The following is a 13,479-nucleotide window of genomic DNA, read 5'->3' as shown; positions in this document are numbered from 1 at the left end:
ATTCACACGAAGATCGCGCCAGGATTCTCCAACTTGCCTTTGAGTGCCTGCACCAGGCGGGCTCCGTCATAACCGTCCACGATGCGGTGGTCGAACGACGCGGACACATTCATCATGGTACGGGCTACCACCTGGCCGCTGCGGATAACCGGCCGTTCCTGCATCTTGTTGATACCGATGATACTGGTCTCGGGCGCGTTGATGACCGGAGTGGTGGCAATACCCCCGATCGCACCAAGACTGGTGATGGTGATGGTTGAACCCGAGAGTTCCCCCGGTGCTGCCCTGCCCTCCCGGGCCAGCCTGGACAGGCGCCCAAGCTCTGTCGCAGCCTGCCACAGGTCGAGGCCTTCACAGTGCCTGACGACAGGGACCATCAGCCCGGCCTCCGTCATGGTGGCGACACCAACATGCACCGCAGCGTACTGAGCCAGCGTCTCTGTATCAGCATCGAAGCGGGCATTGCAGTGCGGAAAGGACGGCAATACCCTGACCAGCGCCAGCATCAGGAACGGTAGCAGTGTCAGCTTGGGCTGACTGTCTTCCCGATTGGCGTTCAGGTGCACGCGCAGGGCCTCGAGTTCGGTCACATCCACCTCCTCGATATAGGAGTAGTGGGGGATATTGCGCTTTGACTCGAGCATCTTGCGCGCGATTACCCGGCGCATGCCGCTGAGCTTGACCTCCGTGCTGCCCTGCCCCGGCGCCCCGCCCCGCACCGCCAGTTCACCTCCGGCGGCCAGGAATGCTTCGAAATCCCGGTGGCTGATGCGCCCCCGCGGACCGCTGCCCGGCACCTCCGCCAGATTGATGCCCGCTTCACGGGCGCGTTTGCGCAGCGACGGAGAGGCCAGCACCTGCTGAAATACCCGGTCGCTGGTCGAGCGCCGGACCGCCTGACTCTCAGGGGGCGGAACCCGAGAACTGGAAACAGTCTCTGGTGTACCGGTGGTCTCTTTGCCGGTATCAGCTGAATCTGCGCCTTCCCTGTCCTCTACATCGAAGCGCACCAGTTCGGCCCCGACGGCCAACATCTCCCCTGCCTTGCACCCCAGCGCCGCAATGGTACCGGCCACCGGCGAAGTCACTTCGACAATGGCCTTGTCCGTCTGCACGTCCGCCAGTGCCTGGTCCTCCTCCACCAGGTCGCCGACGCTCACGCGCCACGTGGTGACCTCGGATTCCACAATGCCCTCGCCAAGATCCGGGAGTTTGAACGAATAGGTTTCCATAGCCAATCCTCAATCGCAGGCCGCGGCGCGCCGCAGCGCATCGCTGATCCGCTCGTGACTGGGGAAGTATTCCCACTCGAAGGCGTGGGGATACGGGGTATCCCACCCGGTCACGCGCTCTATCGGCGCCTTCAGGTGCCAGAAGCACTCTTCCTGCACCTCGGCAACAAGCTCGGCACCAAAGCCGCTGGTGCGAGTCGCCTCGTGGATCACCACGCAGCGTCCGGTCTTCTTCACCGACTCGGCGACCGTGTCGATATCCAGCGGCAGCAGGGTTCGCAGATCAATCAACTCGGCGTCAACCCCGCTGTGCTCGATCGCCGCTTCAGCCACATGCACCATGGTGCCGTAGGACAGCACGGTAACCTCGGTGCCCTGTCGCAGCACATTGGCCTTGCCCAAAGGAATTGAATAGTGCCCCTCGGGCACCTCGCCCGCCGGATGCTCCGCCCAGGTCCTGGCCCTGCCACCACCGGCATTGTGGCCATAGAAGGGCCCGTTGTAGATTCGCTTGGGCTCGAAAAATATCACCGGGTCATCGTCTTCAATGGCGCTGATCAACAGACCCTTGGCGTCATAGGGATTGGAGGGCATCACGGTTTTCAGGCCGCAGACGTGGGTGAATATCCCCTCCGGACTCTGCGAGTGGGTTTGTCCGCCGCGAATACCGCCACCGCTGGGAGCGCGCACCACCACAGGCGCCCAGAACTCGCCGCCGCTGCGATGGCGCAGCCGGGCCAGCTCCGAAATGATCTGGTCGATGGCGGGATAGATATAGTCCGCAAACTGCATTTCCACCACCGGGCGCAAACCGTTAACCCCCATGCCGATAGCCGCCGCGACAATACCGCCCTCGGCGATCGGCGTGTCCAGCGCGCGCTGTGCTCCGTATTTCTGGTACAGACCCTCGGTGCAGCGGAATACGCCGCCGAAATAGCCAACGTCCTGCCCCATCACCAGCACATTGGGATCGCGCCCCATGGTGCAATCGAGGGCGGAATTGATGGCCTGGACCATGCTCATGGCGGTCATGACTTCGCCCTCACTTTCTCCTGCTGGCGCCGCAGGTGCTCGGGAATTTCCTTGAACACATCCTCGAACATGGATTCCACCGGCCAATGCGGGCCATCCTCCAGAGTGCCAAGCGCAATGGCCCGCTTCCAGTCACTGGCCACCGAAGCCTTCAGCTCCGCTGCCAGTGCCGTGTGCTGCTCATCGCTCCATTCACCCAGATTGACCAGATGCTGCTTGAGCCGCTCGACGGGGTCGCCCAGCGGCCAGGCCGCCGCCTCATCCCTGGACCGGTAGCCCTCGGGGTTATCGCTGGTGGAGTGCCCCTCTACGCGATAGGTGAACAGTTCGACAAAGGTCGGGCCATAACCTTCACGAGCCCGGGCCGCGGCCCACCGGGTGACCGCGTAGACGGCGAGAAAATCATTGCCATCCACCCGCAGGCTGGGAATGTTGAACCCCAGCCCCCGGGCGGCAAAGGTGGTGCCGGTCGAGGCAAAGCTCTGTGGGGTGGAAATGGCCCACTGATTGTTGACCACATTGAGCAGTACCGGCGCCCTGTAGGTCGCGGCAAACAGCATGGCGTTGTGCACATCCGCCTCTGCCGTGCTGCCGTCGCCCACCCAGGCCGCGGCGATATGGTCCTCGCCCTTGTAGGCCGAGGCCATGGCCCAACCGACCGCCTGGCTGTACTGGGTGGCGAGGTTGCCGGAGATGCTGAAGAAGTTGCCCTGCTTCCAGCTATAGAACACCGGCATCTGGCGCCCCTTCAGATTGTCACCGGCATTGGATATGCAGTGACACATCATGTCCACCAACGGGCGACCGCGCACGAACAACAGGCCCTGCTGGCGGTAGGTGGGAAACAGCATATCGCCGTCTTCCAGCGCCATGGCCTGGGCCACCGCAACCGCCTCCTCGCCGGTGCACTTCATGTAGAAGGACAGCTTGCCCTGGCGCTGCATACGGAACATGCGTTCATCGTAGGCCCGCACATGCAGCATATGGTGTAGCCCGGCGCGTAACTGCCGGGGCGTCAACTCTGGCGCCCAGGCGCCGACCGCCCGGCCCTCATCGTCGAGGACCCGCACCAGGCCGTGGGCGAGGTCGGCGGTATCCTGTGGCGAGACATCCAGCGGCGGTTGCCGCAGCGATCCGGCGGGGGGAATCGCCAGGGATTGAAAGTCGGAAGTTTCCCCCGGGCGTGATGATGCCCGGGGGATATGCAGCTTGCTCGCGTACGCCGGCACTGCGGCGCCATCAACCGAATTCGTCATGATCCTGTTCCCACCGTCGCCCCGCCGCTTCTGGCAGCCGGGATCGCTCTACTCGCAGTGCTCCCTCTTGGGGGCCCTGCCACCTTGCCGCTCGGGGGTCACCCGAACTGGCGCATACCGATACTGTAGACCAGGACAGCAGTAGAAGTTATGCCAAGCGGTCCGGCGAAAACCCGGTATTGGTATGTTTTATACCCGTAAGAATCTATTTTTATATTAGTTTGTGGATATAATTGTTTGTTAGGTATTCTTGAGAGCAGCCGCATGCAACTGGATAGAACCGACCGGAAAATCCTGGCCCTGCTGCAACGCGACGCCAGCATGTCCGCATCAGAAATCGCCGAGCGGGTAAATCTGTCGCAACCGCCCTGCTGGCGCCGGATCAAACGGCTGGAAGAAGCAGGTGTCATCCGGCGCCGGGTCGCGCTGCTGGACCAGCGAATGCTCGGCCTCAACGTGACCGTATTTGCGCGCATCAAGCTCTCCGCGCACGGCAAGAAATCCCTGCCGGAGTTCGAGGAACAGATTGATGAAATCCCCGAGGTGCTGGAGTGCCACACGGTGATGGGAGACTACGATTTCCTGCTGAAAATCGTCACCCGGGATATCGATACCTACGAGGCCCTGTTCCGGAAAAAGCTGTCGCAGATGCCGACAGTGCAGGAGATCCACTCCAACGCCGCCCTGTCGCGCATCAAGATCACCACAGAGCTGCCGCTGAACGTCGGTGAAATGACCACCTGATCACGCGTTGCAAGCTCACCGTGAAAGTTCGGCGGGAGATCGCAGCAGGTATTGGTGGGTAATCCAAGCGCCGGTCCGGTCATCCCGTGGCTATAGGTCGGGAACCTGGGCGTTCTCCAGCCTGGCTGCCCGAGCCTCTGCCTCTTTCTGATCAAGCCAACGATCGTTTCCCTTGCCTCTGCTACGCCAAGCGCGAAGTCCGTGAGCTTCATGTCGACGGATCGAACCGGATCAGTTTCGTTGAATGTCTGGATGTAAACCTGTAGCCAGGCAGCGCAGTCCGCCGGATCCGCTACGCCTCGCTCGCGGACTTTCTGGATCTGGTGGTCGAGCTGGCTGAAACCCACCCTACCGGTCATTTCAAGCACCAGGCCGGAATCTTTCTGTGGCTTTTCGCTGCAGCTTACCCGGCCCTCCGGGAAGTCCCAGCGCAGCGTGCCAACCAGCGAGCCCGCCTGGCCGCGATGACGAAAGCTGGGCTCGCCATAATTGTCCTCCAGCGCCGCCATAAACCTGTCGATCGGGGGCAGATTTGCTTCACTACCAAGCGTACGACTCATGTATACCAGCTTGCCCTCGCCCGGCGGGGCGGTGAAGTGGAACTCGTAGTACTCATCAGAAGCCGTCTCTGCCCGCACCCGTTCGAGGTACGGTTCGGTGCGCAGTTGCTCGGCACCATCGGAGTAGCTGAAGCTGGCAAGACGCTCGCTGATCTGCACTTCGGGATCGCGGTTCAACAGCATTGCCTTGACCTGATCCGGAGGCATGCCAACACAGATATCGACTATGGTCAGAGTGTCGTCAGGACATTCGTAACTGAAACCGTTTGTGACTTCCGTTGTGACGTTGGGCTGCTCCGCTACCGCTGGCTCCGTCGCGACTGCCCCGGATTGTTGCGACTGTGCTGGCTGCTTGGTACCGGAGTCATCGCCACAGGACGATATACACAGTATGCCGGAATTCATTGGGAACTAATAATGAGAAAAAATGCCAGTATGTTTCGATCGTTTTTCGCGCTTCTGCTGGTCGGAGTATTCTCCGCAGGTCTTTCGGGCTGCAAAATTGAGTTGACGATCCCCGAGGGCGGACAAGTTAGATCTGGTTCGGGTGCATATGTATGTACGGAAGGACAAAGATGTCAGATAAATGTCGATGATCTCGATTTCGACGAAACCTTTTACGCTGTTCCTAATCCGGGCTATGAATTTCAGGAGTGGCTGAAGAAGCACAGAAGCTTTTGTGGCGGGAAGAGGGAATCCTGCCGTCTTTTCACTTCGGGAGTTGCGGGCACTGATCTCGAGGCGTTCCTGTCACGCCCGGAAGATGTATTCTATCTTGAACCCATCTTTAGCAGGACCAACCGCCAGACTGCTGACGGTCGATATAATTTAGATACATCCTCAATGCGCCTAACGTGCTCAGATGGGAGTCAAAATACGGTGGCCACGAGCCACGCCACGTTTTACGTTGCAACGGCGGCCGGAAAAATCACACTGGCACCAGTTATAAGTTTAAAAACTCCGGGATTGACTCCGCTCTATGAGTCTGTTTTTTCTGGCCCAGTGTCTCCAGCCGGTCGCTTTACGGCTACAAAGAATGTTAAGGCTTATTCGTCTCTACTGGACACGGTTGTAGATCTCAGTTATCGCCTGGAAGGTGATGTAAGCGGGAGCGCTTGGAGCGGATCTTATAGCTTCTCGTTGTTAGCGCCGACCTTTGGTGAAAGATGTGAGGGACGGGCTCAGTTTTCAGGCACTAAACATTTACCGGGAATGCATCAGAGCCCTGAGGGAATCTGGCTGGGTGAGGTGCGTCTTGATGGTGCTTATGAGGAGGCTGTGGCTTTAGTCACCGCCGACGGAGAAATTCGCATGGTGGGCACAGATGGGCAGCAGCTAATTGGCACAATGACGGTAAACAATGACAAGTTTAAAGCCTCTCTACTGACCTATGCTCCCCCTGGATTCTATTTCACCGACACTGGCCTCACTTTCGCGTCAGGAAACGCAAGCGGTACGGTGGTGCAAAATTCAACATTTTATGGATCAAGCCATTTCAATACCGATCGCGCTCAGTTTAATTTCTCTGCGATGAGTGAATACAATCGATCCTCAAGCTTCGCAGCAATCTCGGTAGTGTCCCGTCAAGTGGTGTAATTCCGGTCTCCAGATTTTTCATGTCAGGCAGCCTCAGGTCGGTCCAGTAGATTTGCCTGGTCCTCGGTACTCAGCACGCGCGCCAACGTCTCTTGGCTCATGTAGCGGCGCGTCACCTGCCATTCATCCGTTTGCTCAGCGAGTAGCGTTCCGACGAGCCGCATGATGGCCGCGTTGTTCGGGAAGATACCGACCACCCGCGAGCGGCGTTTGATTTCCTTGTTCAATCGCTCCAGGGAATTCGTCGACGCCAGCTGAGGCCAGTGCTCTTTCGGGAAGCTCATGAAGGCAAGCACGTCGTCCTCGGCGCTGTCCATGAGCTCCGCCACCTTGGCGAAGCGCTCTCGCAGCTTGTCAGCGGTTTCTCGCCACTGCTGGCGTGCCTCCTGCTGGTTCTCCTGCACGAAGGCCGTGCGGATCACGGCGGCCACCATGGAGTGCTGCTTGCGCGGGACATGGGCCAGCGCATTGCGCATGAAGTGCACACGGCAGCGTTGCCAGGTAGCTCCTATGACTTTGGCAATCGCCTGCTTCAGGCCCTCGTGGGCATCTGAGACCACCAGTCGCACGCCTGACAGGCCACGGCGCACCAGGCTGCGCAGGAACTCGGTCCAGAAGGCTTCAGTCTCGGCCGGACCCACAGCCATGCCCAAGGTTTCCCGGCGACCTTCGCTGCTGACGCCAACGGCAACGACCACCGCCTGGCTGCTGACAGCGCCACGCTCGCGCGATTTTAGGTAGGTCGCGTCCAGCCAGACATAGGCCCATGGGCCATCCAGCGGACGATTCAGGAAGGCCTCGACACGTTCATCCAGCTCCTCGCATAGCCGCGATACCTGGCTCTTGGAGATGCCGTTCATGCCCATTGCCTGCACCAGGTCATCGACCTTGCGGGTCGATATGCCCTTCACGTACGCCTCCTGCACAACAGCAACCAGAGCCTGCTCAGAGGCCTTGCGCGGCTCCAGGAAGCTCGGCAGATAACTGCCCGTGCGCAGCTTGGGAATCCGGAGGTCCATCGTTCCCAATCGCGTCTCCAGTGTGCGTTCGCGGTATCCATTGCGCTGATTGATACGGTCATCGCTACGCTCATGTCGGCCGGCACCGCAATGCTGCTCCGCCTCTGCATCCATCAGTCGCTGCAGGACCAGTTCGCCCAGCTCCCTCAGTAAATCACCGTCCGCATGCTTTTCAGCCAGCTCAATCAATGCCATCCTGTCCTCGGTCATCGTGGTGTCTCTCCGTGATTGGTGAAGGTTTCGCAACCTCCAGTTTACGGAGACCCACGGTGGCCGCCACCCCACCGTCAAGATTTACACCACTCATGGGGACACTACCGCAATCTCCGGCAACTATCTTGGCAATACGCGAGGAGTGGATACTTTTTCTATTAGCAGCAAGGGTGCCATTTCCGGGAGGTCCGGGGATGGCTGTACTTATACCGGCCAGGTAAGCCTTATCAATCCTGGAAAAAATCTCTACCGCATTAACGTGGAAATCGAACGCTGCTCAGATCTAAACGGAAATTACAGTGGACTTGCTGCTCTAGCGGACAATGGCCCCCGAAGGAATGCTATGTTGATAGTGATGATTTCCGGGACGGAATACGTTATCAGCGATGTTCTAGACAGACGATAATGTTCCAGCAATAGTGTGATGAAGGGGTGATAGTGTGAAGGGAAAAGCAAAATTTTCAGGTTTCTTGACGTATATCGTTCTTGCGGGAACAATTGCCATCGCTGGTTGTGCCGTAAATAAAGGAACGATAAATTCTCATAATGAGCCGTCATACCAACAGGGCTCGATTCTGAGTCTCGCGGTGCCAAGAATTCGTAATGCGAGGCTCGCGCCCTCGGAAAGTCAGAAAATAGGCAGGACAGTAAACCAAGCAATCATGCAGAAAAACCCCAACGTCATGCTTGTTTCTGCGAATAAGTTCAGCAATATTTTGAATGAGAAAGGTCTGGTAGATGACTACGCAGACTTTATTGAGGACTACATCACCAGCGGCATTGCAAACCAAAACTTTCTTAAAGCTCTGGCAGACGAAGGGATCGACGCCATTCTTATGAGCGAGTTATCAAACGCCTACCAACAAGACGGTGCGTACGCCATAAACAAAGCTCAAACACGAATTACAATTCATGCCACCATCATCGACACTCGCACAAATGACGTCGTCTGGACCGCCAGCGCCGATGGTATACGTGGAAGTGCAACGACTGTGTCTGAAGCGCCGCCTCTAGTTGAGGCTATAGATCTTGCAGTGAGGAAAATCATGGGGGCCCTTCCCACACTCTAGCATGGAGGGTGCAGTCTGGGTCATGCGAAATGACACCTTCACCGAGGGCGAGCGTGAGCTTGCAGGTCATTGTCAAACGCTGCCCTATGGGGTTCTAACGGCTGCTGACTGTGGCCGGGCGCCGTCATCCCTGCAAAGCTGTCTGCCGAGTACCTGGCTGATCCTGGAGGCAAGGACGCCGCCCGGATAACGAAATTGCAGATATTGCTTGGCAAGCTAGGCATGACGCCAATCCGCGCTTGTCCGGCGCTGGCTCAGTTACCTGCAAAAATCCAGGGGTTGATCAACTCAACACCGCAATCGTTAAAGTCTTTGCTATTTCTCGTGGCCAGGGTGGCGCCGCGCGACCGGGCAATGGCGGCAATCATGGCGTCAAACTGGCTTATGGGCTGCCCTGCCAGTTTGCGGAAGGCTGCAATTCCGGCAAAGACATCGGCGGCGGCACTGTCGAAGCTGAGCACCTGCCCGGCCAAATCGTGGTCGAAGATCCCTTGGATAGCAGATAAAAAACCGACTTTGCGCTGGCCATCAGGCAGAAGCTGCACACCGTAGAGCAGCTCGGCCCGGGTGATCGTCGTTGTAAACAGCGCACTACTGCGCTGACTGGCCAGCCATGCCATGACCTCTGGGGCTGGCGCAGGGCGCAGGGTTTCCGACAAAACGTTGGTGTCCAGCACAATCATACGTCGAATACCGCCGGTGGACGGATGGGCTCTCGTTCAGGCAGCTCCAGATCGATGCAGCCCAGAGGCTCCAAGCGCGCGCGAATTGCGGCCGCCAGCGAGGTGGGCCGGGCCGGCTCCAGGAAAAGCGCAGCTCGCAGGATGTCCCTGGCCTCGTCTTCCATGGAGCGGTTGTGCTGCGCGGCCTGCACCCGCAGTCGGGCTTTGAGCTGATCGTCGATATTGCGAATGGTCATGGTTGCCATTGCTGCCTCCCTCCACATCCGGAAGATTAGTCAATGACTGCATTTTATGCATTGACTAATGCATTGGCAATACTTGACGGAATACTATGTCTTGACCCGGACTGCCGCGATCACGCACGAAGAGCAACCGGCCATTACCTGCAAAGGCTGCGGCGACTTCTCTCTGGACGTAGCGGGCTTGAATGTTTTTGGTGCTGGATGGCTGACGCGTGACCGCCGTGGGCGCACAAGGTGCGTTGGACTTTTTTGGAAATAATACTGCCACTTGTTAGCAATTAACTTGAGGTTATGTATATACCTTTCTGATTTATCACTAATATTTAATGGCGGTGAGGGAGAGATTCGAACTCTCGAACGGTTGCCCGTTACACACTTTCCAGGCGTGCGCCTTCGACCACTCGGCCACCTCACCGTGAGGGCGCGAATATTACCACAACCGCGGCCTGTTACCAGTCCAGGGAGAGACTTTCGCCACTATTTTCCGGACTATTGCCGGGCCAGCCGCAACCACGGTGGCTGTCCGCCGCCGCTGCTGCGAAACGGGTTGATATCCAGGCCGCCGCGGCGGGTGTAGAAAGCCTGCAGGTGCAGGAATTCGGGCTGGCAGCACTGCTGGATGTCGCGGAAGATGCGCTCGACGCACTGCTCGTGGAATTCCTGGTGTTCCCGATAGGCCAGGATGTAGCTGAGCAGCGCGGCGTGATCAAGGGCCGGGCCGCGGTAGTGCAGCCACAGCGTGGCCCAATCGGGCTGGCCGGTTACCGGGCAGAGTGAGCGCAGCAGGTGGCTGTAGAGCTGCTCCTCGACCACCGAGGTCGGGTCACATGCCAGCATGGCAGCGTCGGGTTCGCGCCGTGGCCAGCGCCCGGCAGCGCTGTCGATGCACTCGCCGCTGGGCTGCCCGGGGGCGATGGCAGGGTCGTCAGGGTCAAACACTGCCAGCGCCACCTCGCCGCCGGCGGCCGCGCTGACATCGCGAATGATACAGGCCAGGGCCGCGGTATCATCGTCAAACACCAGGTTGTTGAGGGAGTTCAGGTAGAGTTTGAAAGACTTGGACTCCACCAGGTTCGGGGTACTGGCGGGGATACTGAAGCGCCCTACCCGCACCTGGGCCCGGTCATTGCCGTCCAGCCAGGACAATTCGTAGGCGTGCCAGATATCGACCCCCTCGAAGGGCGGCGGCTCGCCCAGGCCGAGGGCGTCACGGGCCTCCCGCCGGGGAATGGGAAACAGTAGCTCGGGGGCGTAGTGGTCTACCACCGGCACCTGCCTGCCCAGCAACAGGTCCTCCCTGTCCATGGCCAACTCCTACTGCCGCAGGCGCTTGCCGGTGTTCAGCAGGTGCATGCTGTAGAACCAGGCTATGGCGGTAAACAGGCCGATCATGCCGAAGGCCGCGCCCAGGCTGACATCGGAAACGCCCAACACGCCGTAGCGGAAAGCGTTGACCACATAAACCAGCGGATTGAGCTTGGAGACGTTGGCCCAGAACTCGGGCAGCAAATCCATGGAGTAGAACACGCCACCCAGGTAAATCAGCGGAGTCAGCACAAAGGTGGGAATGATGGAGATGTCATCAAAGTTGTTGGCATAGACGGCGTTGATAAAACCCGCCAGCGCGAACAGGATCGAGGTCATCAACACGATTACCACCACCACAAAAATGTTGTGCATGTGCAGCTGGGTAAAGAACAGCGACACGATGGTGACAATAATCGCCACCAGCAGGCCCCGGGTGACACCGCCGATGACATAGCCCAGCAGGATGATGTAGTTGGGGGTCGGCGATACCAGCAGCTCCTCGACACTGTGATTGAACTTGGAACCGAAGAAAGACGACACCACATTGGAATAGGAGTTGGTAACAATGGCCATCATGATCAGGCCCGGCACCACAAACTGCATGTAGGTAAAGCCACCCATGTCGCCGATGCGGGAGCCGATCAGCGAGCCGAAGATCACGAAGTACAGGGACATGGTGATGGCCGAGGGCAGCAGGGTCTGGGTCCATATCCGCAGGTAGCGCTTGATTTCCTTGCGCAGGATGGTCATCAGCGCAATGTACTGTTCACGCAGGGTCATGCGGCGCCCTCCACCAGATTCACAAACATTTCTTCCAGGCGATTGGCGCGGTTGCGCATGCTGCAGATGCGAATGTTGGCCTGATTGAGTCCCGCGAACACCTCATTGATGTGCTGGCCTTTCTCGACCTCGATTTCCAGAGTGTTGTCGTCCACGCGACGCACTTCAAAGCCCTCGACGGTCACCGTCTCGGGTAAGGCATCGACCGCATCGAAAATAAACACTTCCCGGTGCAGTCGCCGCAGCAGGTCGCGAATGGAGGTGTGTTCGACAATTTCCCCGTGATTGATGATGGCGATATTGCGGCACAGGGCCTCGGCCTCTTCCAGGTAGTGAGTGGTGAGGATAATGGTGGTCCCTTCGCGATTGAGTTTCTTGAGGAAATCCCACATGGAGCGGCGCATTTCGATATCGACACCGGCGGTGGGTTCGTCGAGGATCAGCAGCCGCGGCTGGTGCACCAGGGCGCGGGCAATCATCAGCCGCCGCTTCATGCCGCCGGACATCATCCGCGAGGGTACATCGCGCTTGTCCCACAGGCCCAGCTCCCGCAGGTACTTCTCGGCGCGCTGCACCGCCAGTTCCCGCGGCATACCATAGTAGCCGGCCTGATTGACGACAATGTCAAAGGCCTTCTCGAACATGTTGAAATTGAATTCCTGGGGCACGATGCCGATGTTTTTCTTGGCGCCGGCGAAGTCGACGTCGATATCCGTGCCGTACACCGCCACCCGGCCGCTGGTCTTGGACACCAGGGAGCAGATGATGCCGATAGTGGTGGACTTGCCCGCCCCGTTGGGCCCGAGAAGGGCAAAAAAGTCGCCCTGCTGCACTTCCAGACTGATGCCCTTCAGTGCCTTCAGGCCGCTACCGTATTCCTTGGAGAGATTTTCGATCGTCAGTGCTGGTATCATGCAGCCTCGTTGCAATTACGGGAGATGAAAAACCCGTTATTGTACCCGTTATCGACGCCGCGAACGAGACAATGGACGACACGCAATACCTGCACTACTGCCGCGGACTGTGGCAGGACTTCGCCGGCACCCTCGCCCGCCGCACCGCTGCCATGGACGAGGAGAACCCGCTGCGCCTGCTGGCGCAGGAGTTCCAGGCCGTTCCGGAGGCTGAGCTGTATCGCGACGGCAGCGCCCTGGCCATGCGCCTGTTCAGTCACCACCCCGAGTTTGCACCCACCTTTCCGCGCAGCCTGCTCTGGTTCCTGGGCGGAGACTGCCTGCACGTGATGACCGATGAGGAAATCGCCACCTTCCAGGCGCTCGACGAGGAGCGCCTGGACTCTGCGGAACGCGGCGAGGTCTTCGACTACCGGGCCCAAGCGAGCGCCCGCCTGCGGCTGACCTGATTTCGGCTAAAAAACTGGCGCCGGGTATTGACGCGCTTCGGCTCACTACCTAAAATGCGCGCCTCTTGATTGAGACCTTTGCGTCCCCTTCGTCTAGTGGCCTAGGACACTGCCCTTTCACGGCGGTAACAGGGGTTCGAACCCCCTAGGGGACGCCACTCAATCAAGTCGTTGCGGGAATAGCTCAGTTGGTAGAGCGCAATCTTGTTAAGGTTGAGGGGGGGCGCCCAGCCTCGCCGGTTCCGGCGACCAGTGCTAGAATCGTTACAGCATTACAAAGCGGGAATAGCTCAGTTGGTAGAGCGCAACCTTGCCAAGGTTGAGGTCGCCGGTTCGAACCCGGTTGCCCGCTCCATCTAGTCTCAACTGCCCATCCAACCC

13 protein-coding genes and 3 tRNA genes are annotated in these 13,479 nt (G+C 58.9%); 6 read left to right on the top strand and 10 right to left on the bottom strand.

What is annotated here, in order from left to right; translation table 11 throughout:
• Positions 1 to 2 precede the first annotated feature (2 nt).
• The 3 genes from RJQ10_RS04390 to RJQ10_RS04380 are packed head-to-tail and all read right to left on the bottom strand — an operon-like array spanning position 3 to position 3,520.
• The gene (locus RJQ10_RS04390) at positions 3 to 1,232 is read right to left on the bottom strand and encodes a dihydrolipoamide acetyltransferase family protein (RefSeq protein WP_350144003.1); all 1,230 of its coding nucleotides are present in this window, start codon (positions 1,230 to 1,232) and stop codon (positions 3 to 5) included.
• Positions 1,233 to 1,241: 9 nt separating this feature from the next.
• Positions 1,242 to 2,264 (bottom strand): alpha-ketoacid dehydrogenase subunit beta, encoded by a 1,023-nt coding sequence (locus RJQ10_RS04385; protein ID WP_350144001.1) that lies wholly within the window; start codon positions 2,262 to 2,264, stop codon positions 1,242 to 1,244.
• Positions 2,261 to 3,520, bottom strand: coding sequence for a thiamine pyrophosphate-dependent enzyme (locus tag RJQ10_RS04380; RefSeq protein WP_350143999.1), 1,260 nt, complete (start codon positions 3,518 to 3,520; stop codon positions 2,261 to 2,263). Before RJQ10_RS04380 ends, RJQ10_RS04385 begins: the two co-directional genes overlap by 4 nt.
• Before the next feature lie 264 nt (positions 3,521 to 3,784).
• On the opposite strand from RJQ10_RS04380, the gene RJQ10_RS04375 reads away from it, so the two are divergent.
• Positions 3,785 to 4,264, top strand: a complete 480-nt coding sequence (locus tag RJQ10_RS04375) for an Lrp/AsnC family transcriptional regulator (RefSeq protein WP_350143997.1) — start codon at positions 3,785 to 3,787, stop codon at positions 4,262 to 4,264.
• Positions 4,265 to 5,241: 977 nt separating this feature from the next.
• The gene (locus RJQ10_RS04370; RefSeq protein WP_350143995.1) at positions 5,242 to 6,420 is read left to right on the top strand and encodes a hypothetical protein; all 1,179 of its coding nucleotides are present in this window, start codon (positions 5,242 to 5,244) and stop codon (positions 6,418 to 6,420) included.
• A gap of 23 nt (positions 6,421 to 6,443) precedes the next feature.
• Here the strand turns inward: RJQ10_RS04370 and RJQ10_RS04365 are convergent, their stop codons facing one another.
• On the bottom strand, positions 6,444 to 7,649 hold the full coding sequence (locus RJQ10_RS04365; protein ID WP_350143993.1) for an IS256 family transposase: 1,206 nt from the start codon (positions 7,647 to 7,649) through the stop codon (positions 6,444 to 6,446).
• A gap of 443 nt (positions 7,650 to 8,092) precedes the next feature.
• Here RJQ10_RS04365 and RJQ10_RS04360 point away from each other — a divergent pair, with 443 nt between their 5' ends.
• A complete protein-coding gene (locus RJQ10_RS04360) occupies positions 8,093 to 8,722 on the top strand; it encodes a hypothetical protein (protein WP_350143991.1) in 630 nt (209 codons plus the stop codon).
• A gap of 254 nt (positions 8,723 to 8,976) precedes the next feature.
• Here RJQ10_RS04360 and RJQ10_RS04355 read toward each other — a convergent pair whose 3' ends face one another.
• From RJQ10_RS04355 to RJQ10_RS04330, 6 genes are all read right to left on the bottom strand, one after another.
• Positions 8,977 to 9,405: a type II toxin-antitoxin system VapC family toxin gene (locus RJQ10_RS04355; protein ID WP_350143989.1), complete on the bottom strand. Its 429-nt coding sequence runs from the start codon at positions 9,403 to 9,405 to the stop codon at positions 8,977 to 8,979.
• The gene (locus RJQ10_RS04350) at positions 9,402 to 9,650 is read right to left on the bottom strand and encodes a FitA-like ribbon-helix-helix domain-containing protein (protein WP_350143987.1); all 249 of its coding nucleotides are present in this window, start codon (positions 9,648 to 9,650) and stop codon (positions 9,402 to 9,404) included. Before RJQ10_RS04350 ends, RJQ10_RS04355 begins: the two co-directional genes overlap by 4 nt.
• Before the next feature lie 324 nt (positions 9,651 to 9,974).
• Positions 9,975 to 10,062 (bottom strand) — tRNA-Ser (locus RJQ10_RS04345).
• 74 nt (positions 10,063 to 10,136) lie between these two features.
• Positions 10,137 to 10,952: an NADPH-dependent 7-cyano-7-deazaguanine reductase QueF gene (queF, locus tag RJQ10_RS04340; RefSeq protein WP_350143985.1), complete on the bottom strand. Its 816-nt coding sequence runs from the start codon at positions 10,950 to 10,952 to the stop codon at positions 10,137 to 10,139.
• Between the two features lie 9 nt (positions 10,953 to 10,961).
• Positions 10,962 to 11,735, bottom strand: a complete 774-nt coding sequence (locus RJQ10_RS04335; RefSeq protein WP_350143983.1) for an ABC transporter permease — start codon at positions 11,733 to 11,735, stop codon at positions 10,962 to 10,964.
• Complete coding sequence (locus RJQ10_RS04330) at positions 11,732 to 12,649, bottom strand: ABC transporter ATP-binding protein (RefSeq protein WP_350143981.1); 918 nt, start codon at positions 12,647 to 12,649, stop codon at positions 11,732 to 11,734. The genes RJQ10_RS04335 and RJQ10_RS04330 overlap by 4 nt, the downstream gene beginning before the upstream one ends.
• A gap of 71 nt (positions 12,650 to 12,720) precedes the next feature.
• Here RJQ10_RS04330 and RJQ10_RS04325 point away from each other — a divergent pair, with 71 nt between their 5' ends.
• The 3 genes from RJQ10_RS04325 to RJQ10_RS04315 all read left to right on the top strand — a co-directional run bounded on the left by RJQ10_RS04325 (position 12,721) and on the right by RJQ10_RS04315 (position 13,453).
• On the top strand, positions 12,721 to 13,098 hold the full coding sequence (locus RJQ10_RS04325) for a PA2817 family protein (RefSeq protein WP_350143979.1): 378 nt from the start codon (positions 12,721 to 12,723) through the stop codon (positions 13,096 to 13,098).
• A gap of 82 nt (positions 13,099 to 13,180) precedes the next feature.
• Positions 13,181 to 13,256 (top strand) — tRNA-Glu (locus tag RJQ10_RS04320).
• A gap of 121 nt (positions 13,257 to 13,377) precedes the next feature.
• Positions 13,378 to 13,453 (top strand) — tRNA-Gly (locus RJQ10_RS04315).
• Positions 13,454 to 13,479 lie beyond the last annotated feature (26 nt).

This window comes from Haliea sp. (assembly GCF_040222615.1).
Lineage (GTDB): Bacteria > Pseudomonadota > Gammaproteobacteria > Pseudomonadales > Halieaceae > Haliea.
The sequence above is the reverse complement of the archived record's forward strand: the minus strand, read 5'-3'. Positions and strand labels throughout refer to the sequence as shown.